The organism is Diaphorobacter sp. LR2014-1 (genome assembly GCF_002916785.1).
Classification (GTDB): domain Bacteria; phylum Pseudomonadota; class Gammaproteobacteria; order Burkholderiales; family Burkholderiaceae_C; genus Diaphorobacter; species Diaphorobacter nitroreducens.
Genome location: NZ_MTBE01000022.1, coordinates 21232 through 43051, shown reverse-complemented (window position 1 = coordinate 43051; position 21820 = coordinate 21232). Strand labels below are relative to the sequence as shown.

Genomic DNA, 21820 nt, shown 5'->3' with positions numbered 1-21820 from the left:
CTCTCCGGCTGGGAATGGGAAGTCCGCGGGAGAGCGGGTCAGGTCCGGTGGTTGAGGCGCTCGGCGATCCACTGGTCGATTTCGATCGAATCCCAGCCGACAGCGCGCACGCCCAGGCGCAGCGCCTGAGGGAACTGGCGCTTCTTCATCAGGTTGTAGATGTGGGCGCGTTTGAAGCCGGACTTCGCTTCGACTTCATCGAGCCGCAGGATGCGGCGCTCGTTCGGCGGGAGTACAGGGGTCTGCGACATGGCGGTCACTCCTGAACGCTCGGTGGCGTTTGTTGGCGTGACCTCTATTCAATAGACATGGCTGTGGAAAGACATTGCAAATGCAATCTCCGCGACTGCACATACAAGCTGGAAAAACCTCATGCGCTTGCGCTACGGACGTACTTCCTGGCGTTGGCGAACTTGCCGTTCAAGGTTCGCTCCGTGATGCCCATGGTGCCGCCGAAGTGGGCGACCAATGCCGAGACGAGTGCCTCCTGTGTTTTGAAGCTGGAATAGGGCACACCCGAAGGGGACTGGCCCAGCATCAGCGTCAGCATCCCGCCGATGATGTTGAGATACGTCGTCTCCGCTCGCTCGCTGATCTCGCATTGCTTGGAAGCCAGCAGCGCGGTGGACTGCTTGAGCAAGGTGTCGCGCTGCTCCTGCAATTCCTGCATCTGGCGACGCGCATGCTCCAGGGCCGCCTGAAGGGCCAGTCGCTCGATCAGGATCGCCTGTCCTGTTTCCAAGGTGATAAAAGGATGCGCCATGCGTTCGCCACGGCTGAACAGGAATCCTGGCCGGTGCTCGGGATAGTGGTTGCGCATCCAGCGCTTCAGATCGACATGGCGAACGGTCAGATCCGGCGACTGCAGCAGCTTCGGATCATTGAGCGTGATGCCGTTCTGGCCGTAGGGCAGCTCCCCGTTGAGGATGCCGTCATAGATACGCTCCGAGTACAGCCGGCACTCATTCCATCGCGGGCAATTCAACGATGGAGGCAGGAAGCGCGGTGACGCGATCGCAGCCAGGATTATCGGCAGGTACCGCAGCAACCCGGCCCACCGTATGGCAGCCTCGATGGGACGATAGAACACCTTCGATGTTGGAATGTCCTTGTGCATGTCTTCGTCTCCTTTCGGAAGCGCTACATCACCGGCTCCTTTCTTGCCCTGCCAAGGGCTGCTGTGTCGTTATGACCTTCCGCGGGTGCCTGGGAAGATGCCCTGAACGTAGACGGGCGAGGTGATTGGTTTGGCGTCCGCTGTAGGTGGCCTCGTCTTGCTCGTTGTGCAAGAATCGATCGGTTGCCGGCCCATCGAGCGATGAGGACGAAAGCTCGATATTGGCGCTCACGGTACCAGCGTCATGCGCTGCGCTGTTCCCCGCAAAACCGATTTGGTATGGTCTGATACGGCGATGGTTTCAGAAGCTGCGATCAACGGCTTCTGTTCTCCGGGACCTAGGGTCGGCAGAGAAAATCCGGCGGTGTCATATCTGCCCCGGATGCTGATATAGCGATATAGCATCACCCGCGCAGGTCCAGATGACTGCCAACCTGAGATTCGATGCTCACAAGTCCGTAGCAGTTGGTCTACTTGCTCTCTGGTTTCGAGACTGGAAGTGTTGTCGTCCGGTCCGAGGTAGATGGGCGGGGTGATGAATGCCCTGGCATTCCAGGAAGTGGCTTTGCCTAACATGCTCATGGTAAAATTCCCCAGGCTTACTTTGGAATTCCGTTCGGGTGTACTCGGGCCGAGTTCTGGCTTTTAAATTCAACACTTTGGTCTGTCCATGACCCGTACCGCTTCGACCAACATCGCTCTGTGGTGGCGCTTCCAATAGGAAGCGGCATGTCGTTGCGGTCTTGACCGCACCTTGCCGCCGTACCGGCAGGCAAGGTTTCAAGAAGGCTCCCCGGCACGGCGGCTCCAAGATTTGAGGAGATTGCCCGATGCCCTTGGCACCCCAGCCCCGTCGTAGAACTGATGCCCCGCGCGCTGTGTCGCCGCGAGGGGTAGGTCTGTCCGCCCAGTCTCAGCACTTGGCCCTGGCATGCGGGCGCCGTCGCTGCGTCAGTACACCGCACTGGCGCACGCCAAGACATCTCTCAGGAGCCCTTGCTACCTTGAGCCAGCACATGCTCGCGCTTCGTCCATCGCAATCAACTGTCGATGTGTGTAATAAAGTGGGTAATGGAGGTTGTGTGTAATGAAAAACATTAATGAAATCAAGGACTTAGAATCATGAGACTCCTGATGGTCGACAACTACGACAGCTTCACCTACAACATCGTGCAGTACTTCGGCGAGCTGGGCGCCGAAGTCGAGGTGTTTCGCAACGACGAGATCACGCTGGAGGGCATTGCCGCGCGTGCGCCCGACCGGCTGGTGATCTCGCCCGGGCCCTGCTCGCCGGCCGAGGCGGGTATCTCGGTGGCGGCGATCCAGCACTTCGCCGGCAAGCTCCCCATCTTGGGCGTGTGCCTGGGCCACCAGAGCATTGGCGCGGCCTTCGGCGGCAAGATCATCCGGGCGCAGCAACTCATGCATGGCAAGACCAGCGTCATCACCACCACGCAGACGGGCGTGTTCGCAGGCCTGCCCAAGCAGTTCACGGTGAACCGCTACCACTCCCTGTCCATCGAGCGCGCGAGCTGCCCCGAAGTGCTGGAGGTGACGGCCTGGGCGGACGACGGCGAGATCATGGGAATCCGCCACCGCGAGCTGGCCATCGAGGGCGTGCAGTTCCACCCCGAGAGCATCCTCACCGAGCACGGCCACGCGATGCTCAAGAACTTCCTGGATCAAAAATAATAGCTGCCAGCGCTTGCCTGTCAACGAATTCACTGCGAAAAATGCTTGAAATGCATATACAGCAAGCGCAAGCAGCTATCAAAATAGAGGTACTTCCATGACCCCCATCACCCCCCAGGAAGCGCTGCAGCGCACCATCGAGCACCGCGAGATCTTCCACGACGAGATGCTGCACCTCATGCGCATGATCATGAGCGGCGAACTCTCGCCCGTCATGACCGCGGCCATCACCACCGGCCTGCGCGTGAAGAAGGAAACCATCGGCGAGATCACCGCCGCCGCGCAGGTGATGCGCGAGTTTTCCCACAAGGTGCAGGTGCACGACACCAAGCACCTCGTGGACATCGTGGGCACGGGCGGCGACGGCGCCAACACCTTCAACATCTCCACCTGCGCCACCTTCGTGATCGCCGCCGCGGGCGCCAAGGTCAGCAAGCATGGCGGGCGCAGCGTCAGCAGCAAGAGCGGCAGCGCCGACGCCATGGAGGCGCTGGGCGTGCACATCAACCTGCAGCCTGCGCAGATCGCGCAGTGCATTGGCGACGTGGGCATCGGCTTCATGTTCGCGCCCAACCACCACCCCGCCATGAAGAACGTGGCGCCGGTGCGCAAGGAGCTGGGCGTGCGCACCATCTTCAACATCCTGGGGCCGCTGACCAACCCGGCAGGTGCGCCCAACATCCTCATGGGCGTGTTCCACGAAGACCTGGTGGGCATCCAGGTGCGTGCGCTGCAACGCCTGGGCGCCGAGCACGCGCTGGTGGTCTACGGCCGTGACGGGCTGGACGAAATCAGCCTGGGCGCGGGCACGCTGGTGGGCGAATTGAAAGACGGCGCGGTGCGCGAGTACGAGATCCACCCCGAGGACTTCGGCCTGCGCATGGCAGGCACGCGGGCGCTGCGCGTGGAGAACCCGACCGAATCCAAGGCCATGCTGATGGGCGTGCTGCAGGGCGACGAAGGCCCGGCGCGCGACATCGTCTGCCTGAACGCCGGTGCCGCCTTGTATGCTGCCAACGTGGCCGACTCGCTGGAAGACGGCCTGCGCCGCGCCCAGCAGGCCCTGGCCAGCGGCGCGGCCCTGGCCAAGCTGCAGCAGCTGGTCGCCTACACCCAGAAGCTCGCGGCCTGAGCGCACGGCGATGAGCCTGCTGGACGCTCCCATCTGGAACGACCCCGCGACGTGGATCGTGCTGGGCGTGTCGCTGCTGTTCATCGTCGTGGGCATCGTGATGCACCGCATCATCATGAAGGTGGTGCGCGGCCCGGCACCGCCCACGCAAGGCCACAAGGGCCCGGTACCTCCGCGCGAATGAGCGGGACGGGCGCTGGCGCCAGTGCGCGCCGTCACCATTGACGCTCCCTGCGGGGAGCAAGGAAGCAAGCATGTCGGACATCCTGAAGAAAATCTGCGACGTGAAGGTCGAGGAAGTGGCCGCCGCGCAAAAGCGCGTGTCCTTCACCGACATGCGCCGCGACGCCGAGAGCCGCGTGCTCACGCGCGACTTCGTGGGCGCGCTGCGCGCCAAGATCGACCAGGGCCAGGCCGGCGTGATCGCCGAAATCAAGAAGGCCAGCCCCAGCAAGGGCGTGATCCGCGAGGATTTCATCCCGGCCGACATCGCGCAAAGCTACGCCGAGGGCGACGGCAAGGTCAGCGCGGCCTGCCTGTCGGTGCTGACCGACCGCCAGTTCTTCCAGGGCCAGCCCGATTACCTGAAGCAGGCACGCGCCAGTTGCCCGCTGCCGGTGCTGCGCAAGGACTTCATGATCGATCCGTACCAGATCTACGAGTCGCGCGCTTTTGGAGCGGACTGCGTGCTGCTGATCGCCGCCTGCCTCGAGGATGGCCTGATGGCCGAGATGGAGCAGATCGCCCGCAGCCTGGACATGGCCGTGCTGGTGGAGGTGCACGACGGCGCCGAGCTGGAGCGCGCGCTGCGCCTGCAGACGCCGCTCGTGGGCATCAACAACCGCAACCTGCGCACCTTCGAGGTCAGCCTGCAGACCACGCTGGACCTGAAGAAGGAAGTGCCCGCCGACCGCCTGCTGGTGGCCGAGTCTGGCATCCTTGCGCCGGTGGATGTGCACACGCTGCGCGATGCCGGCGTGAATGCGTTCCTGGTGGGCGAGGCCTTCATGCGCGCGCCCGACCCGGGGCGGGCGCTGGCCCAGCTGTTCGCCTGACGGCCGCAGGCCGGGCGTCCCCCGGGGTTGGGGCGGTGGCGGCATACTGGGCCCATGAAAGTCATCGGGCCGCGTCGATGAGCCTTGTCTGAGGCGGTTACCCGGCCATTCTTATCGTGCCCGCATGGAGGAGTTGCCTTGCGCGAGAGACCGGATACGCAGGCCGAGCGTTTTCGCAGGGAGTGGTGGTTGCTGGCGGGCCTGTGGCTGGCGCTGGGGGCGCTGATTGCGGTCGTGCTGATCCTGGAGCGGCGGGACACCGAGGCACGCGAGCGCCAGCAGGTCGCGCACCAGGTGCATATCGTCCATGAGAACCTGGAGCGCCAACTGCATGCCGTGAACCAGGCGCTGGGGGATATTGTTGCGAACCTGGCGCAGTGGCGCGCGCGCCCTGAAGGCGCCTTGCCATTCAACGAGCGGCTGCGGGCCTTCAGCGACGCCATGACCGGCGTGCGCACGCTGACCGTGCTGGATGCCGAGGGTACGGTGGTCGCCTCCAGCCGTGCCGAGTTGCTCGGAGAGAACCTCGCCTACCGCGATTACTTCCAGTCGGCGCGGCGACTGGCAAGCCGCGAGCAGCCCTCGCTGATCGTCAGCGCGCCCATGCGCACGGTGCTGGGTGTCTGGGCCATCACGCTGTCGCGCCCCGTACCGGCGGAGGATGGGCTGTTTGGGGGCGTGGTCACCGCGACGCTGGACCCCGAGGAGTTCAAGACCCTGCTGGATTCCGTGCGCTACACCCCCGACGTGGAGAGCACCCTGGTGCACGGCGACGGCGTGCGCTTCCTGCGCGTGCCCGAACGGGCGGGGCTGCTGGGCGCCACGCTGGCGCAGCCCGGAACGCTCTTTCAGGCGCACCTGGACAGCGGGCGGATGGAAAGCCTCTTCGTCGGCGCGATGGAGCCGGACCCGACCGAGCGGCTGGTGGCGCTGCGCACCATCTTTCCGGCGCACCTGCACATGGACAAGCCGTTGGTTGCGGCCGTCGCGCGGGACTGGAGCCAGGTGCTCGCCGCCTGGCGCGCGCGCGCCTGGACGCTGGGTGTGGCATGGCTGCTGACGGGGGTTGCCATTGGGCTGGGCCTGGGCTTCATGCAGCGCCGGCGCCGCCAGCTGTGGCACCGCGAGCAGGCGCTGGCTGCCCAGGAAGCCGCCTTGCAGGCCCGCTGGCAGGCGGTGCTGCACGCCACCCAGCAGGGCGTGTGGGACTGGGACATGGCCTCGGGCACGGTGTATTTCTCGCCGGTATGGAAGACCATGCTCGGCTACGCAGAAGGCGACATCGGCGACAGCCTGCAGGAATGGGAAAGCCGCGTGCATCCCGACGATCTGGCGCGCGTGCACGCCGACGTGGCGCGCCACCTGGCGGGTGAAACGGCGGTCTATGAGAACGTGCACCGCATGCGCTGCAAGGACGGCAGCTACAAATGGGTGCAGGACCGCGGCCAGGTGACCGCGCGCGACGCCAGCGGCCGACCCACCCGCCTCATCGGCACCCACACGGACGTGACCGCGCAGCGGCAGCACCAGGAGACGCTGGACCGCCTGGCCGAGAACGTTCCCGGCGCGCTGTACCAATACCAGCGCGAGCCCGACGGACGCAGCCACTTCCCGTACGCCAGCCCCGGGGTGCAGGACATCTACGGGCTTCCCCCGCAGGCCCTGTGCGTGGATGCGGAGCAGGTCTTCGCGCGCATCCACCCCGACGACCTGCAGGCGTTGCGCGAAAGCCTGCTGGCATCCGCGCAGACCCTGGAGCTGTGGCGCACCGAGTACCGCGTGCTCGTGCCCGGGGAGCGCGAGCGCTGGGTCAGCGGCCAGGCGCGGCCCGCGCGCACGGCCTCGGGTGCCGTGCTGTGGCATGGCTATATCCATGACGTGACGCTGGCCAAGCAGCAGGCGCTGCAGCTGCAGGAGACCGAGCGCCTGCTCAGGCATCTGATGCAGGAAATGCCCATCGGGCTGTGCATGATCGATGCCGCGGGCGTGATCTATTTTCGCAACCGGCGCTTCCAGGACCTGTTCGGCTACACCGAGGCCGAGGTGCCCACGCTGGGGCAGTGGTGGCCGCGCGCCTATCCCGATCCGCACTACCGCGAACAGGTCATCGCCGCGTGGAACGCAGACCTGGCGCAGGCAGGCGCGCAGGGGGGCGAGATCGCGGACAGGGAATACCGCGTCACCGACCGCGACGGCAGGCTGCACACCATCACCATGGGCGGGCTGGCGTTTGGCGACCATTGCATGGCCACCTTCGTGGACGTGACCGAGCAGCGCGCGCAACATGAACTGCTGCGCAAGCTGGCCTTCATGGACGGGCTGACGGGCCTGGCCAATCGCCGCCAGTTGGACCGCACCCTCAAGGCCGAATGGCGGCGCTGCCGGCGCAGCGGCCAGCCCCTGTCCGTGGTGATGGTGGACATCGACCATTTCAAGCAGTTCAACGACCTGTATGGCCACCAGCAGGGCGATGATTGCCTGCGCGCCGTGGCCGCCGCGCTGCGCGGCGGCCTGGGGCGGTCGCACGACCTCGTGGCCCGCTACGGCGGCGAAGAGTTCGTCTGCCTGTTGCCCGAGTGCGACCTGGACGGCGCGCGCGCCAAGGCGCAGGCGCTGTGCCGGGCCGTGCATGCGCGGCAGATGGAACACCGCGGCTCGCCGATTGCGCCCGTGGTCACGGTGAGTGCCGGGGTGGCCTGTGTGGTGCCCGGCGCCGAAGGCACCCCCGAACAGTTGCTGGCGCGCGCGGATGCGAACCTGTACCGCGCCAAGGCGGCAGGCCGCAACCGGGTGCATGACGGAATGGATTCGCTATCGTAAATATAGCTTGTAGCGCAGAATGGATAAGCCTTGGAGCATGATTTGATGCTAAATACTCCCGCCGCCACGCAACTGCAAAGTGCCGACCCTGCCGACTGGCCTGTCGCGCCGGGCTGGCAGCCGCTGGTCGACACGTTCTTTGCCAGCGCGCGCGGCCGGCAGTTGCTGGCCTTCCTGCAGGCGCGGCTGGAGGCCGGAGCCGCCATCTTCCCGCCGCAGCCGCTGCGGGCGCTGCAGCTCACGGCCCCCGAGGACACGCGCGTGGTCATCCTGGGGCAGGACCCGTACCACGGCCGTGGCCAGGCCGAGGGGCTGGCCTTTTCGGTCGCGCCGGGCGTGCGCCTGCCGCCCTCGCTGCAGAACATCTTCAAGGAAATGCAGCGCGACATGGGCGTACCCCTCCCACCGTTTCCCAACCCGGGCGGCAGCCTGGTGAAGTGGGCGCAGAACGGTGTGCTGCTGCTCAACACCTGTCTCACGGTGGAAGAGGGCCAGGCCGCGAGCCACGCGGGCAAGGGCTGGGAGCAGCTGACCGATGCCGTCATCCGCGAGGTGGCCGAAGGGCCGCGCCCCGTGGTGTTCATGCTCTGGGGCAGCCATGCGCAGTCCAAGCGCGCCTTCATCCCGCAGGACCGGGGGCACCTGGTGCTTACCTCCAACCATCCCTCGCCGTTGTCGGCGCTGCGCCCGCCCGTGCCGTTCATCGGCAACGGCCACTTCGGCCAGGCGCGGGCGTTCCGCCAGCAGCACGGGTACTGATCAGCGCCGCTCGCGCACCGTCAGCCACGCGCTCGCGGCGCCGCTGGCGGCGATCAGGCAGATGCCCAGCAGCGACCAGCGGTCCGGCATGTGGCCGTACACCGCCCAGCCGGCCAGCATGGCAAACGCGATCTGGGTGTAGAGGAACGGCGCGATCGTGGCGGGCGCTGCGCAGGCGTAGGCCCGCAGCAGCAACAGATGGCCCAGCGCGCTCGACAGTCCCATGACCACCAGCCCCAGCCATACCCAGGCGCTGGTGATGGCGGTCCACACGAAGGGCGCCGCCAGCGTCATCAGCCCGGCGGCAATCCAGCTGGTGTAGAACTGCGTGGTCGTGGGGGCCTCCTGCCCGGCCATGCGGCTGCTCAAGATCTGGTACCCCGTGCCGCAGGCCAGCATGCCCAGCGGCAGCACCAATACCCCGCTGAAGGACTGGCCGCCCGGGCGCAGGATCAGCAGCACGCTGGCCAGCCCTGTGGCCACCAGCAGCCAGCGCAGTGGGCTGACCGGCTGGCGCAGCCACAACGCGGCCACGAGCGTCACGCACAGCGGCGTGGCGGCCACGATGGCGGTGAACTCCGCCAGCGGCATGGCGCGGATGCTGAAGATGCCGAACAGGCTGGTCGCGGCGAACAGCACCGCGCGCAACAGTTGATAGCGCGGGTGGTCCGTGCGCGGCGGGCGCCAGCCGCTGCGTGGCAGCACATAGGCGCTGGTGACCAGCGACTGGAACACATAGCGCAGCCACAGCGCCAGCAGCAGCGGCGTGGTGGCGCTCACCAGCTTGGTGGCGGTGTCCAGCAGCGCGAACGAGGCGCAGGCGCCCACCGTGAGCGCGATGCCGGCCAGGGCGGTGCGGGGGCTGTGCCCGGCCGGCGCGGCGCTCATGCGCGGGGCCGCTCCAGCAGCATGCAGTCGCCGTAGCTGAAGAAGCGGTAGCGCTGCGCGACCGCGTGGCGGTACAGCTGCATGATGTGCTCGTAGCCTGCCAAGGCGCTCACCAGCATCATCAGCGTGCTCTTGGGCAGGTGGAAGTTGGTGAGCAGCAGGTCGACCACCTGGAATGGAAAGCCCGGCGTAATGAAGATGCTGGTGTCGCCCGCGGCCTGGCCGCTCGCGGCCCAGGATTCCAGCGTGCGCACCGTGGTCGTGCCCACGGCCACCACGCGGCCGCCGCGCTGGCGGCAGCGCTCCAGCGCCGCCAGCGTGGCCAGCGGCACCTCGTACCACTCGCTGTGCATGCGGTGCTCGGCCAGGTTCTCGGTCTTCACGGGCTGGAAGGTGCCCGCGCCCACGTGCAGCGTGACGCTGGCGCGCTCGATGCCGCGCTCGGCCAGCCGGGCCAGCACGGCATCGTCGAAGTGCAGCGCGGCGGTGGGCGCGGCCACCGCGCCGGGCGCGCGCGCGAACACGGTCTGGTAGCGCTCGCTGTCCTCGCCGGCATGGGGGTCGTTGCCGCCGGCCTGCTGGCGCTCGATGTAGGGCGGCAGCGGCAGGTGGCCGTGGCGCTCCATGAGCTCCCAGGGGCTCTCGCCCGCGGGGCCGCGCAGGGCCAGGCGAAACAGCGGGCCGTCCGCGTCCGGGTAGCGGCCGAGCAGCGTGGCGTCGAACCCGCCCGCGGCCGCGCCGCCGGCCAGGTGGAGCGTGGCGCCGGGCAGCGGCTTTTTGCTGACCTTCATGTGCGCCACGACCTCGTTGCCGGTGAGCACGCGCTCGATCAACAGCTCCAGCTTGCCGCCGCTGGCCTTCTCGCCGAACACGCGGGCCTTGACCACGCGTGTGTCGTTGAACACCAGCAGGTCGCCCGGCTGCAGCAGGTCGGGCAGTTCGCGGAAGATGCGGTCGGTGGGCGGGGCGGCGCGCCCGTCCAGCAGGCGCGAGCCGCTGCGCTGGGGGGCCGGGTGCTGGGCGATGAGCAGCTCGGGCAGCTCGAAGTCGAAGTCGCTCAGGGTGAAGGTGCGGGGTGCGGTGGAGGCAGAGGACATGCGGGGCTTGAGGGCCGGACGGGCCCGTTCCAAGGCAGAAAGACAAGCCCGCGATTCTCGCAAAGATGCCGCCGCCGTGCAGCGCGTTGGTGCACCTCGGGCGCTACCAGCGAGGATCGGGCAGGTCGGACCAGAGTTGCGCGAGGTCGGGGAACTGCCAGCGCGCCGGGTCCTCGCGCGCGATGATCTTGTCGCGGCAGTCGGGCTCGGACAGGTCCACCAGCTCTGGGGGGATGCGCAACTCGGATCGGGTGGAGTAGAACACCCTCACGCGCGGCGCGATCAGCTTGCCCGGCGACTGCTCGGTCACCACACCCAGGCGGCCCGAGGCGAGGCGCACCAGCGAGCCCACGGGGTAGATGCCGATGCTCTTGACGAAGGCCTGGAACAGCCGGCTGTCGAAGTGGTCGCGGGTCCATTCCGCCATGCGGCGCAGCGACTCCGAGGGGTCCCAGCCGCGCTTGTAGGGCCGGTCCGACGTGATGGCGTCGTACACGTCGCAGATGGCGGCCATGCGTGCCAGCGTGCTGATTTGCTCGCCCGGCAGGCGGTGGGGGTAGCCCGTGCCGTCCATCTTCTCGTGGTGGTGCAGGCACGCGTCCAGCACGGGCCCGGGCAGGTCGGTGCCCTGCAGCAGGGCGTAGCCGGCCACGGGGTGGCTGCGCACCACGGTGAACTCGTCGTCGGTCAGCTTGCCGGGCTTGTTGAGCACTTCCAGCGGCACGGCCGCCTTGCCGATGTCGTGCAGCAGCCCGGCCAGCCCGGCCATGCGCGTGGCGCCATCGTCCATGCCGATCTGCCGGGCCAGCGCCACCATCAGCGCGGACACGGCGACCGAGTGCATGTAGGTGTACTCGTCGGCCGTCTTGAGCCGTGCCAGGCTGATGAGCGCGCCGGGGTTGCGCGTGACCGAGTCGGTGATCTCGTTGACCATTTCCTGCGCCACGGCGGTATCGATGGCGCGGCCCAGGCGTGCCTGGCCGAACATTGTGACCACGGCCTGCTTGGCCTGCGAGCAGATGGCCGCCGCGCGGCGCAGCTCCTGGTCCATGCCTGCCGGCTGGGGCGTCACGGCCGGGGCAGGCGTGGGCTGGGCAGGCAGGTCCTCCAGGTGCTGGAAGTCGCTGTCCAGTTGCGCGTCGGCTTCGGCGCGGGACACGCTGGCCGTGCCGGGCGCGATGTCCAGGCCCTTGGATGTGTCGATCCAGACCTCGTGGATCTCCGAGGCGCGGATGCGCGCCAGGTCTTGCGGGTCCTGCAGCAGAAAGCGCGAGCGCCAGAAGGGGTGCTCCATCCAGGAGCCGCAGAACTCATGCAGGTACATGCCCAGGGTGAGATGCTTGACTTCGATACGCTTGAGCATGGCGGGAGACGACGAGACGGTAACGTGCGGTAACTGCGGGCATGATAGCCTTTTTGCCGTGCCCAGACCCACACGTTCCTCCACCTCCGCCTCGTCCTCCGCGAAGCCCGCCCCCAGCCCCGCACAGCAGGCCCTCGTCAAGCTGGGGCTGGTGCGCGACATTGACCTGGCCCTGCACCTGCCCCTGCGCTACGAGGACGAGACACGCATCACGCCGATCCGCAGCGCACGCGATGGCGACACGGTGCAGATCGAGGCCACGGTGACCGCCAGCGAGGTGCAGATGCGCCCGCGCCGGCAACTGGTGGTGACCGTGGAGGACGGCACCGGCAGCTGCGAGCTGCGCTTCTTCAGCTTCTACCCTTCGCACCAGAAGACCATGGCCGTTGGCGCGCGCCTGCGCGTGCGCGGCGAAATCAAGGGAGGCTTCTGGGGCCGCCAGATGCTGCACCCGGCGTTCCGCAAGGCCGAAGGGGACTTGCCCGCGGCGCTGACACCCGTCTATCCCACCGTGGCGCAGCTGCCTCAGGCGTACCTGCGCCGCGCGGTGGCGAGCGCCCTCACGCGCGTGGAATTGCCTGAGACGCTGCCGCCGGGGCTGGAGCCCCCCGCGGTTCCCTCGTGGGTGCGAAGCGATGGCCAAAATAGTCTCCAGCGCCCATGGAGCCTGCGCGAGGCGCTCCTGTTTTTGCATCACCCCGCGCCCGATGTGGCGCTGGCCACGCTGCAGGACCACAGCCACCCGGCGTGGCAGCGCCTGAAGGCCGAGGAACTGCTGGCGCAGCAGCTGTCGCAGCTCACCGCCAAGCGCGAGCGCGCCCGCCTGCGCGCACCGGCGCTGCGCCCGCAGACGCAGGCAGGGGGCACGCCGCTGCACGAGCAATTGCTGGGCGTGCTGCCCTTCAGCCTGACGGCCGCGCAGCGCCGCGTGGGTGAGGAGATCGCGCGCGATCTGGCCCGGCCGGTGCCCATGCACCGTTTGCTGCAGGGTGATGTGGGCTCGGGCAAGACCGTGGTGGCCGCGCTGGCCGCCACGGTGTGCATGGACGCGGGCTGGCAGTGCGCGCTCATGGCGCCCACCGAGATCCTGGCCGAGCAGCACTTCGCCAAGCTCATCGGCTGGCTGCAGCCGCTGCTGGCCGCGCGCGGGCGCCAGGTGGCGTGGCTGGTGGGCGGGCAGAAGAAGAAGGAGCGTGCCGAGATGCTCGCGCGCATCGAAAGCGGCGAGGCCGCGCTGGTTGTGGGCACGCACGCCGTCATCCAGGAGCAGGTGCGTTTCAAGAACCTGGCACTGGCGGTGATCGACGAGCAGCACCGCTTCGGCGTGGCACAACGCCTGGCGCTGCGCAAAAAGCTGGAGCACGCCGGCATGGAGCCGCACCTGCTGATGATGAGTGCCACGCCCATCCCGCGCACGCTGGCCATGAGTTACTACGCCGATCTGGACGTGTCCACCATCGACGAGCTGCCGCCCGGGCGCACGCCCATCGTCACCAAGCTGATCGCGGACAGCCGCAAGGATGAGGTGGTCGAGCGCATCGGCGCGCAGGTGGCGGCGGGCCGGCAGGTGTACTGGGTGTGCCCGCTGATCGAGGAGAGCGAGGCGCTGGACCTGTCCAACGCCACCGCCACGCACGCCGAGTTGAGCGAGGCGTTGCAGGGCGACGCGGCGCACGGGCGCGCGCCGGTGATGGTGGGCCTGCTGCACTCGCGCATGCCCGCCGCCGAGAAGAAGGCCGTGATGGACCTGTTCAAGGGCGGGCAGATGGGCGTGCTGGTGTCCACCACCGTGATCGAAGTGGGCGTGGACGTGCCCAACGCCTCGCTCATGGTCATCGAGCATGCCGAGCGCTTCGGCCTGTCGCAGCTGCACCAGTTGCGCGGGCGCGTGGGGCGCGGCGCGGCGGCTTCGGCCTGCGTGCTGCTGTACTCCACGGGCGACTCGGGCCGCCTGGGCGAGACCGCGCGCGACCGCCTGAAGGCCATGGCCGAGACCACCGACGGTTTCGAGATCGCGCGGCGCGACCTGGAGATCCGCGGGCCTGGCGAGTTCCTGGGCGCTCGCCAGTCGGGCGACGCACTGCTGCGCTTTGCCGACCTGGCCACCGATACGCTGCTGCTGGAATGGGCGCGCGAGACGGCGCCGCAGATGCTGGACCGCCACCCGCTGCTGGCCGAGCGCCACATCCAGCGCTGGCTTGGCGGAAAATCGGACTATCTCAAAGCCTGATGGGCCGCCCGCGGCCGCACAGCGCGGCGGGCGTTGCACAATGGCCGATTCTGCCGGCCGGATTCGCCATGACTCTTACCGAACTCAAATACATCGTCGCCGTTGCGCGTGAAAAACACTTCGGCCGCGCCGCCGAAGCCTGCTATGTCTCGCAGCCCACGCTGTCGGTAGCGGTGAAGAAGCTCGAGGACGAGCTGGAGGTCAAGCTCTTCGAGCGCAGCGCGGGCGATGTCTCCGTCACCCCGCTGGGCGAGGAAATCGTGCGCCAGGCGCAGAGCGTGCTGGAGCAGGCCGCCGCCATCAAGGAGATCGCCAAGCGCGGCAAGGACCCGCTGGCCGGCGCCCTCACGCTGGGCGTGATCTACACCATCGGCCCCTACCTGCTGCCCGAGCTGGTGCGCCATGCCATCGCGCGCACGCCGCAGATGCCGCTGATGCTGCAGGAGAACTTCACCGTGAAGCTGCTGGAGATGCTGCGCACCGGGGAGATCGACTGCGCCATCATGGCCGAGCCCTTCCCCGACACCGGCCTGGCCATCGCGCCGCTGTACGACGAGCCCTTCCTGGCCGCCGTGCCGAGCAACCACCCGCTGGCGAGCCGGCCCTCCGTCTCTGCCGCCGAGCTCAAGAACGAAACCATGCTGCTGCTGGGCGCGGGCCACTGCTTTCGCGACCACGTGCTGGAGGTGTGCCCCGAGTTCGCGCGCTACGCGAGCAATGCCGAAGGCATTCGCCGCACGTTCGAAGGCTCGTCGCTGGAGACCATCAAGCACATGGTCTCTGCCGGCATGGGCGTGACGCTGGTGCCGCGCCTGTCGGTGCCGCGGGATGCGCTGCACACGGGCGCACGCCGGCGCAAGAGCGACGACACGCACATCCGCTACCTGCCCATCAAGGAGAGCGACGGCAGCCCGCCGCCCATGCGCCGCGTGGTGCTGGCCTGGCGGCGCAGCTTCACGCGCTACGAGGCCATCGCCGCGCTGCGCAACGCTGTCTACGCCTGCGAGTTGCCCGGCGTCACGCGCTTGTCTTGACGCAGGGCGATGCTGCGCGGCGCGGCAGTTGGTACAGTCATGGCAGAGTCATTCCAACCACCCAGAAAGGACGCACCATGGCCAAGCCCAGCAGCAAATCCGTCAGCACCAAGAGCGGCGCACCGCGCATCAACATCGGCATCAGCGACAAGGACCGGGCCGCCATCGCGCAGGGCCTGTCGCGCCTGCTGGCCGACACCTACACGCTGTACCTCACGACCCACAACTTCCACTGGAACGTGACGGGCCCGATGTTCAACACGCTGCACACCATGTTCATGGCGCAGTACACCGAGCTGTGGAACGCCGTGGACCCGGTGGCCGAGCGCATCCGCTCGCTGGGCCATGTGGCGCCGGGCTCCTACGCGCAGTTCGGCCAGCTCACCAGCCTGCCCGACGTGCCGGCCCAGCCGCCCAAGGCGACCGAGATGATCCGCATCCTGGTGGAAGGCCATGAGGCCGTGGCCCGCACTGCGCGCGAGCTGTTTCCCCTGGCCGACAAGGCCAGCGACGAGCCCACGGCCGACCTGCTGACCCAGCGCCTCACGGTGCACGAGCAAACGGCCTGGATGCTGCGCTCGCTGCTGGAGGACTGAGGCGCAGCTGCGCACGCGGAGCCATGTCCGCCACCGAGACAGAGCTCAAGCTGGCGCTGCCCCCGCGCGATGCGGCGGCGCTGGCGGCGCGCCTCATGCGCGTGCCGGCGCTGGCACGGGCCACGCCGGTGCGTGAGCACCTGGTCAGCCTTTACCACGACACGCCTGCGCAGGACCTGCTGCGCCAGCGCGTCGCCCTGCGCCTGCGCCGCGAGGGGCCTGAGGGCGCGGGTGCCCGCTGGCTGCAGACCCTCAAGACCGCGGGCGACACCACGTCCGCGCTGAGCCAGCGCGGCGAGTGGGAAATGCCCGTGGCCGGCCCGGCGCTGGAGCTGCACCGGTTGGAGGGCACGCCCTGGCCCGCCATGGACCCCGATGGCGTGCTGGCCGCCGCGCTGCAACCGTGCTTTACCACCGACTTCGTGCGCACCCGCTGGCGTGTGCGGGTGCGCGGCGGCGCCGTGGTGGAGGTGGCGCTGGACGTGGGCGCCGTGACCGCCACGGTGGACGGCGCGGCGCATGCCACGCCGCTGTGCGAACTGGAGCTGGAGTTGCTGCAGGGGCCTCCCGAGGCACTGCTGGCGCTGGCGCGGCGCATCGCGCGGCACGTGCCGGTGTTGCCGCTGGCCGCGAGCAAGGCCGCACGCGGCTACGCGCTGCTACACCCGCCGGCCAGCCCGGCCTTGGAGGCCCAGCCGCCCGCGCTGAAGCGCGGCATGACGGTTGCGCAGGTCGCCGAACGCGTGCTGCAGGAGCCTTTCCACCAGTTCTGCGCCAACCTGTTTGCGCTGCAGCAGGGCAGCGACGCGCCCGAGGTGGTGCACCAGGCCCGCGTGGGCTGGCGCCGGCTGCGCAGCCTGGCGCGCCTCTTCGCCCCGGCCTGTGCCGCGCGGCCGGCCCCCGCCGCCGCAGCGCTTGCGCCGCTGCTGCAGTCCCTGGGACATTTACGCGACCTGGATGTGGCGCGCACCCAGACGCTGCCTGCGTTGGCCGCGCACTACGCGCAGGGCGGCGCGCGGCAGGCCGCCGCCTGGGCGGCAGCGCAGGCCGCGCTGGATGCCGCCGCAGACCAGGCCCGCGCGCAAACGCGCGCCGCACTCCATCGGCCCGCCGTGGGCGCCGCGCTGCTGGCCTGGCAGGACTGGTTGCATGGCTGGGCGCTGGCCGCGCAGGGGGAGTGCGGCGTGGACGCCTGTGCCAGCGATGCCCTGGCCGGCGCGCCGGCGCGGCACTGGGTGCGCAAGCGTGTCCAGCGGCTGGTGCGGCGCCTGGGCGCGGCGCTCAAAACGGCGGGCGATGACGAAGGCCTGCACCATGCCCGCATTCTCGCCAAGCGGTTGCGCTACGGCAGCACGTCGCTGGCGCCGCTGCTGCCCCGTCGCATGGGCCGCCACCGGGGCGCGGCCGAGCAGTGGCAGGAGCGCCTGGGCGCGCAGCGCGACTGGGCGCAGGCCGCCGCTCTGGTGGCTGGCTGCGGGGGCGATGCCGCCGTGGTTGCCTTCCTGCGCGGGGCCGCGCTGGGGCGCGGCTGGGATCCCCTGCGGGACGCCGCGCGCCGTTGAACGGCAGTCTTCCGGTCACGGACAGTGCCGTGCGCCCACGCGGACGCGCCGGCCACCATGGCGTATAAAAGCGGGCTTTGGCGCACGCTGGCGGGCACCCGCCCCCGTGTGCTGCGTCGTCCGCGGGCCTTGTGCCTTAGGTGTCCGTGTCCGCCCCGTGGCGCCCCGCGCAACCTGTGTTTTCCCTTGCCTCCATGTCCGCTGTCGCCCCGCGCTCCCGCCTGTCCCTGTACCTCGACCTGATCCGCTGGAACCGCCCCGCGGGCTGGCTGGTGCTGGTGTGGCCCACGCTGGCGGCGCTGTGGGTGGCGGCGGACGGCTTTCCCGGCTGGCACCTGCTGGCGGTGTTCGTGGCCGGCACGGTGCTCATGCGCAGTGCGGGCTGCACCATCAACGACATTGCCGACCGCGACTTCGACCGCCATGTGAAGCGCACCACGCAGCGCCCCATCACCAGCGGCCAGCTGGGCGTGAGGGAGGCCGCGCTGGTGGGCGTGGTGCTCACGCTGGTGGCTTTCGTGCTGGTGCTCACCACGCGCTGGGAGGCGGTGGCCTGGTCGGTGCCCGCGGTGCTGTTCACCATCCTGTACCCGTTCACCAAGCGGTTCTTCGCCATGCCGCAGGCGTTCCTGGGCATCGCGTTCAACTTCGGCATCGTGATCGCCTTTGCGGCCGTGCAGGGCCGGGTGCCGGCCACGGCCTGGGTGCTGTGGCTGGCCAACCTGTTCCTGGTGCTGGCCTACGACACCGAGTACGCCATGGTGGACCGCGACGACGATCTGAAGATCGGCATGAAGACCTCGGCCATCACGCTGGGGCGCTTCGACGTGGCGGCCATCATGGGCTTCTTCGTGCTGTGCCTAGGGCTCACGGCGTGGGTGCTCGCGCCCTACGGCCTGGGCTGGCCGCTGTGGCTGGGGCTGGGCGTGGCGGCGGCGCAGGTGGCGTGGCACTTCACGCTGATCAAGGACCGCACGCGCGAGGGGTGCTTTACCGCCTTCAGCAAGAGCCACTGGATCGGCGCGGCGATCTTTGCCGGGGTGGCGCTAGGGTATTTGCTGCGCTAGTGATAGCTGCCAGCGCTTGACTGTCAAGCGCTGGAGCTATTTTTGACGCATGAATCAGGCGCCGAACTCGGCCGCCAGTTCCTTGGCACGGGCCTCTGCCGCGCGCATGGCGGCGATGAAGTGCGCGGGCACCTGTGCAGCCTGCAGGTGCGTGATGGCGGCGTGCGTGGTGCCGCCCTTGCTGGTTACGCGCTGGCGCAGCACCTCGGCGCTCTCGGGCGAGCGCGCGGCCAGCTCCGATGCACCCTGGAACGTGGCCACGGCCAGCTGGTAGGCCTGCGCGGGGGGCAGGCCCATGTCCACGCCGGCCTGGGTCATGGCTTCGAGGAACAGGAACACATAGGCCGGGCCGGAGCCCGACAGCGCGGTGACCGCGTCGAGCTGCTCCTCGGCCTCCACCCAGACAAACTGGCCGGTGGTGGCGATCACGCGTTCCACCAGCGCCTTGCCCTGCGGGTCCACTTGCGGGCGGGCGAACAGGCCGGTGATGCCCTTGCCCACCAGCGCGGGGGTGTTGGGCATGGCGCGCACGATGTGCTGCGTGTCCAGCCAGCGCGCGATGCTGTCCGTGGGAATGCCGGCGGCCACGCTCAGGTGCAGGGCGGTGGCGGTGTGGGCGCGGGTGGCGGCGGCGGCTTCCTTGAAGGTCTGGGGCTTGACGGCCCAGACGACCAGCGCGGCGCGCGCGAGCGCATCGCCAGCCGCGGGCTGCGCGGTGATGCCGAATTTGTCCTGCAGCGCGGCGCGCGCGGGCTCGAAGGGTTCGACCACCTCGATCTGGCCGGCCGGCAGGCCGCGCTGCAGCAGGCCGCCGATGATGGCGCTGGCCATGTTGCCGCCGCCGATGAAGGCAATGGGGGGAAGGGGGGATGCGCTGGCTGTCATGGGATGGGGCGGGGAAGCGATGGGGTCAGGCGGCATTGTGCGCCGTCCAGCATCATTCAGAGTGATTCAAAAACAGGAGCTGCTCGCGCTTGCTACGCAGTGGATTCAGAGGGTTTTGTGTCTGAAAATGGGTTGCAGCAAGCGCCAGCAGCTATGGTTTTTACGTCAACCGGGTAGCACGGCCTGCGCGACGGCGTGTTCCCAACGCGCCATCAACGCCTCGGCCTGGCTGCGCGGCAGGGTGGGGGTGAAGCGCCGCTCGGCCTGCCACAGGGCAGACAGCTCGTCGGTGCTGGCATACACGCCGCTCGCCAGGCCCGCCAGGTAGGCGGCGCCCAGGGCGGTGGTCTCCACCACGGCGGGGCGCACCACGGGGATGCCCAGCAGGTCGGCCTGGAACTGCATCAGCAGGTCGTTCACGCAGGCGCCGCCGTCCACGCGCAGCTCGCTCACCGGGGCGCCGCCTGCGGCCACGGCGTCGCGGCTCATGGCGGCCAGCAGCGCGGCGCTCTGGTAGGCAATGGATTCGAGCGCGGCGCGCGCGATGTGCGCGATGGTGGTGCCGCGCGTGAGGCCGGTGATGGTGCCGCGCGCGTCGGGCTTCCAGTAGGGCGCGCCCAGCCCGGTGAAGGCGGGCACCATCATCACGCCGCCCGAGTCGGGCACGCTTTCGGCCAGCGCCTGCACCTCGGAGCTGGCCGAGATGGCGCGCAGCCCGTCGCGCAGCCACTGCACCACGGCGCCGCCCACGAACACGCTGCCTTCCATGGCGTACTCGGGCGATCGGCCGGCTTGCGCCGCGCTGGTGGTGAGCAGGCCGTTCTCGCTTTTCTGAAAGCGGCTGCCGGTGTGCATGAGCATGAAACAGCCCGTGCCGTAGGTGTTCTTGGCCATGCCGGCGGTGAAGCACGCCTGGCCGAAGAGCGCGCTTTGCTGGTCGCCCGCCACGCCGCCAATGGCAATCGGGCCACCCAGCAGCGCCGCGTCGGTGGCGCCGAAGTCGCTGGCCGATGGCAGCACCTCGGGCATCAGCGCGCGCGGGATGCGCAAAAGCTGCAGCAGCTCATCGTCCCACTGGTTGGTGTGCACGTTGAACAGCATGGTGCGGCTGGCGTTGCTCACGTCGGTGACATGGCGCGTGCCGCCGGTGAGCTGCCAGATGAGCCAGCTGTCCACGGTGCCGAAGGCCAGCTCGCCGGCCTCGGCCGCGTCGCGCGCGCCGGGCACGTGGTCCAGCAGCCATTGCAGCTTGGTGCCGGAGAAATAGGCGTCGATCAGCAGGCCCGTCTTGGCCTGGATGGCGGCTGCGTGGCCCTGCTCGCGAAGTTGCGCGCAGGCGGGCTCGGCGCGCCGGTCCTGCCAGACGATGGCGTGGTGCACGGGCTGGCCGGTGCGGCGGTTCCACAGCACGGTGGTCTCGCGCTGGTTGGTGATGCCCAGGGCGCGCACGTCCTGCGCGGTGATGCGCGCCTCGCGCAGCGCGTCCTGCGCAGTGGCGAGCTGCGTGCGCCAGATCTCGCGCGGGTCATGTTCCACCCAGCCGGGGCGGGGGTAGATCTGCGGCAGCTCGCGCTGCGCCTGGGCCACGATGCGGCCACGTTCGTCGAACACGATGCTGCGGGAGCTGGAGGTGCCTTGGTCGAGTGCGAGCAGGTAGGTCATGGGCGGAGCGTAACGTGTTGGGGCGCTGTTCAGTCGCCGGGAGGGCCACTCACGCGGCAGCCACGGTGCATTGCACGCCGGCCTCGTGCAGCAGCGCCGGGAAGGGCTCGGGCGGCGGCGCGTCGGTGAACAGCCGGTCGATCTGCGCGAGCTGCGCCAGCTGCACCATGGCCGGACGGTTGAACTTGGTGTGGTCGGCGGCCAGCCAGACCTCGCGCGCGTGTTCGATGATGGTCTGCGCGACCTTCACCTCGCGCATGTCGTAGTCGCGCAGCGAGCCGTCGGGCTCGATGCCGGAGATGCCGATGAGCGCGATGTCCACGCGGAACTGGCGGATGAAGTCCACCGCCGCCTCGCCCACGATGCCGCGGTCGCGCGCGCGCACCACGCCGCCGGCCACTGTCACCTCGCAATCGGGGTTGCCCGCCAGGATGGCTGCCACGTTCAGGTTGTTGGTGATGACGCGCAGGCCCCGGTGGTGCATCAGCGCCCGGGCGATGGCCTCGGTGGTGGTGCCGATGTTGAGGATCAGCGAGCAGTCGTTGGGCACCTGGCTGGCCACCGCGCGGGCGATGCGCGCCTTGCCTTCGGCATGCAGCGTTTCGCGCTGCAGATGGCCCAGGTTCTCGACGGTCGAGGCCGGCACCCGCACGCCGCCATGGAAGCGGCGCACCAGCCCCAGCTCCGCCAGCCGCTGCACATCGCGCCGCACGGTCTGCAGCGTCACGCCCAGCGTGTCGGCCAGTTGTTCCACCGTGGCGGACTGGCGGGTGCGCACTTCTTCAAGCAGTCGCAGTTGGCGGGGGTTGGTGTTCACGGCGGGGCTTCCAGCGGCTAGGCAGCAGCCCGAAACACGGAGAA

The 21820-nt window shown here is 68.9% G+C and carries 20 protein-coding genes; 11 read left to right on the top strand and 9 right to left on the bottom strand.

Annotated elements, in window-relative coordinates; genetic code table 11:
* Nucleotides 1-38: 38 nt before the first annotated feature.
* The 3 genes from BV908_RS14750 to BV908_RS22225 form a co-directional block, all read right to left on the bottom strand.
* Nucleotides 39-251 carry an AlpA family transcriptional regulator gene (locus BV908_RS14750; protein WP_003090093.1) on the bottom strand — a complete coding sequence of 71 codons (213 nt, stop codon included), beginning with the start codon at nucleotides 249-251 and terminating at the stop codon, nucleotides 39-41.
* 119 nt (nucleotides 252-370) lie between these two features.
* Nucleotides 371-1117 (bottom strand): hypothetical protein, encoded by a 747-nt coding sequence (locus BV908_RS14745; protein WP_103738516.1) that lies wholly within the window; start codon nucleotides 1115-1117, stop codon nucleotides 371-373.
* A gap of 228 nt (nucleotides 1118-1345) precedes the next feature.
* On the bottom strand, nucleotides 1346-1699 hold the full coding sequence (locus BV908_RS22225) for a hypothetical protein (RefSeq protein ID WP_128457255.1): 354 nt from the start codon (nucleotides 1697-1699) through the stop codon (nucleotides 1346-1348).
* Nucleotides 1700-2239: 540 nt separating this feature from the next.
* On the opposite strand from BV908_RS22225, the gene BV908_RS14740 reads away from it, so the two are divergent.
* The 6 genes from BV908_RS14740 (at nucleotide 2240) to BV908_RS14720 (ending at nucleotide 8575) form a co-directional block, all read left to right on the top strand.
* On the top strand, nucleotides 2240-2809 hold the full coding sequence (locus BV908_RS14740; RefSeq protein WP_103738515.1) for an aminodeoxychorismate/anthranilate synthase component II: 570 nt from the start codon (nucleotides 2240-2242) through the stop codon (nucleotides 2807-2809).
* Nucleotides 2810-2906: 97 nt separating this feature from the next.
* The gene (gene trpD / locus BV908_RS14735; protein ID WP_011803832.1) at nucleotides 2907-3941 is read left to right on the top strand and encodes an anthranilate phosphoribosyltransferase; all 1035 of its coding nucleotides are present in this window, start codon (nucleotides 2907-2909) and stop codon (nucleotides 3939-3941) included.
* A gap of 10 nt (nucleotides 3942-3951) precedes the next feature.
* On the top strand, nucleotides 3952-4125 hold the full coding sequence (locus BV908_RS22470) for a hypothetical protein (RefSeq protein WP_172205614.1): 174 nt from the start codon (nucleotides 3952-3954) through the stop codon (nucleotides 4123-4125).
* A gap of 70 nt (nucleotides 4126-4195) precedes the next feature.
* On the top strand, nucleotides 4196-4996 hold the full coding sequence (gene trpC / locus BV908_RS14730; protein ID WP_103738514.1) for an indole-3-glycerol phosphate synthase TrpC: 801 nt from the start codon (nucleotides 4196-4198) through the stop codon (nucleotides 4994-4996).
* A gap of 138 nt (nucleotides 4997-5134) precedes the next feature.
* On the top strand, nucleotides 5135-7816 hold the full coding sequence (locus BV908_RS14725) for a diguanylate cyclase (protein WP_103738513.1): 2682 nt from the start codon (nucleotides 5135-5137) through the stop codon (nucleotides 7814-7816).
* Nucleotides 7817-7861: 45 nt separating this feature from the next.
* Nucleotides 7862-8575: a uracil-DNA glycosylase gene (locus BV908_RS14720; protein WP_103738512.1), complete on the top strand. Its 714-nt coding sequence runs from the start codon at nucleotides 7862-7864 to the stop codon at nucleotides 8573-8575.
* On the opposite strand, the gene BV908_RS14715 is transcribed toward BV908_RS14720, so the two are convergent.
* The 3 genes from BV908_RS14715 to BV908_RS14705 all read right to left on the bottom strand — a co-directional run bounded on the left by BV908_RS14715 (nucleotide 8576) and on the right by BV908_RS14705 (nucleotide 11923).
* Complete coding sequence (locus BV908_RS14715) at nucleotides 8576-9463, bottom strand: DMT family transporter (RefSeq protein WP_103738511.1); 888 nt, start codon at nucleotides 9461-9463, stop codon at nucleotides 8576-8578.
* Nucleotides 9460-10560, bottom strand: a complete 1101-nt coding sequence (queA, locus tag BV908_RS14710) for a tRNA preQ1(34) S-adenosylmethionine ribosyltransferase-isomerase QueA (RefSeq protein ID WP_103738510.1) — start codon at nucleotides 10558-10560, stop codon at nucleotides 9460-9462. Before queA ends, BV908_RS14715 begins: the two co-directional genes overlap by 4 nt.
* A gap of 103 nt (nucleotides 10561-10663) precedes the next feature.
* The gene (locus BV908_RS14705; RefSeq protein ID WP_103738509.1) at nucleotides 10664-11923 is read right to left on the bottom strand and encodes an HD-GYP domain-containing protein; all 1260 of its coding nucleotides are present in this window, start codon (nucleotides 11921-11923) and stop codon (nucleotides 10664-10666) included.
* Nucleotides 11924-11981: 58 nt separating this feature from the next.
* Here BV908_RS14705 and recG point away from each other — a divergent pair, with 58 nt between their 5' ends.
* The 5 genes from recG to ubiA all read left to right on the top strand — a co-directional run bounded on the left by recG (nucleotide 11982) and on the right by ubiA (nucleotide 18412).
* Nucleotides 11982-14153, top strand: coding sequence for an ATP-dependent DNA helicase RecG (gene recG / locus BV908_RS14700; protein ID WP_103738508.1), 2172 nt, complete (start codon nucleotides 11982-11984; stop codon nucleotides 14151-14153).
* Nucleotides 14154-14221: 68 nt separating this feature from the next.
* A complete protein-coding gene (locus BV908_RS14695; RefSeq protein WP_103738526.1) occupies nucleotides 14222-15187 on the top strand; it encodes a LysR substrate-binding domain-containing protein in 966 nt (321 codons plus the stop codon).
* Between the two features lie 77 nt (nucleotides 15188-15264).
* Nucleotides 15265-15783, top strand: a complete 519-nt coding sequence (locus BV908_RS14690) for a Dps family protein (RefSeq protein ID WP_011803840.1) — start codon at nucleotides 15265-15267, stop codon at nucleotides 15781-15783.
* 23 nt (nucleotides 15784-15806) lie between these two features.
* Nucleotides 15807-17345, top strand: coding sequence for a CYTH and CHAD domain-containing protein (locus BV908_RS14685; RefSeq protein WP_103738507.1), 1539 nt, complete (start codon nucleotides 15807-15809; stop codon nucleotides 17343-17345).
* A gap of 194 nt (nucleotides 17346-17539) precedes the next feature.
* The gene (gene ubiA / locus BV908_RS14680) at nucleotides 17540-18412 is read left to right on the top strand and encodes a 4-hydroxybenzoate octaprenyltransferase (protein ID WP_011803842.1); all 873 of its coding nucleotides are present in this window, start codon (nucleotides 17540-17542) and stop codon (nucleotides 18410-18412) included.
* 54 nt (nucleotides 18413-18466) lie between these two features.
* Here the strand turns inward: ubiA and proC are convergent, their stop codons facing one another.
* The 3 genes from proC to BV908_RS14665 all read right to left on the bottom strand — a co-directional run bounded on the left by proC (nucleotide 18467) and on the right by BV908_RS14665 (nucleotide 21776).
* A complete protein-coding gene (gene proC, locus BV908_RS14675) occupies nucleotides 18467-19297 on the bottom strand; it encodes a pyrroline-5-carboxylate reductase (RefSeq protein WP_041838932.1) in 831 nt (276 codons plus the stop codon).
* A gap of 165 nt (nucleotides 19298-19462) precedes the next feature.
* Nucleotides 19463-20959 carry a glycerol kinase GlpK gene (gene glpK / locus BV908_RS14670; RefSeq protein ID WP_103738505.1) on the bottom strand — a complete coding sequence of 499 codons (1497 nt, stop codon included), beginning with the start codon at nucleotides 20957-20959 and terminating at the stop codon, nucleotides 19463-19465.
* A 49-nt stretch (nucleotides 20960-21008) separates the two neighbouring features.
* A complete protein-coding gene (locus tag BV908_RS14665; protein ID WP_103738504.1) occupies nucleotides 21009-21776 on the bottom strand; it encodes a DeoR/GlpR family DNA-binding transcription regulator in 768 nt (255 codons plus the stop codon).
* Nucleotides 21777-21820: the final 44 nt, after the last annotated feature.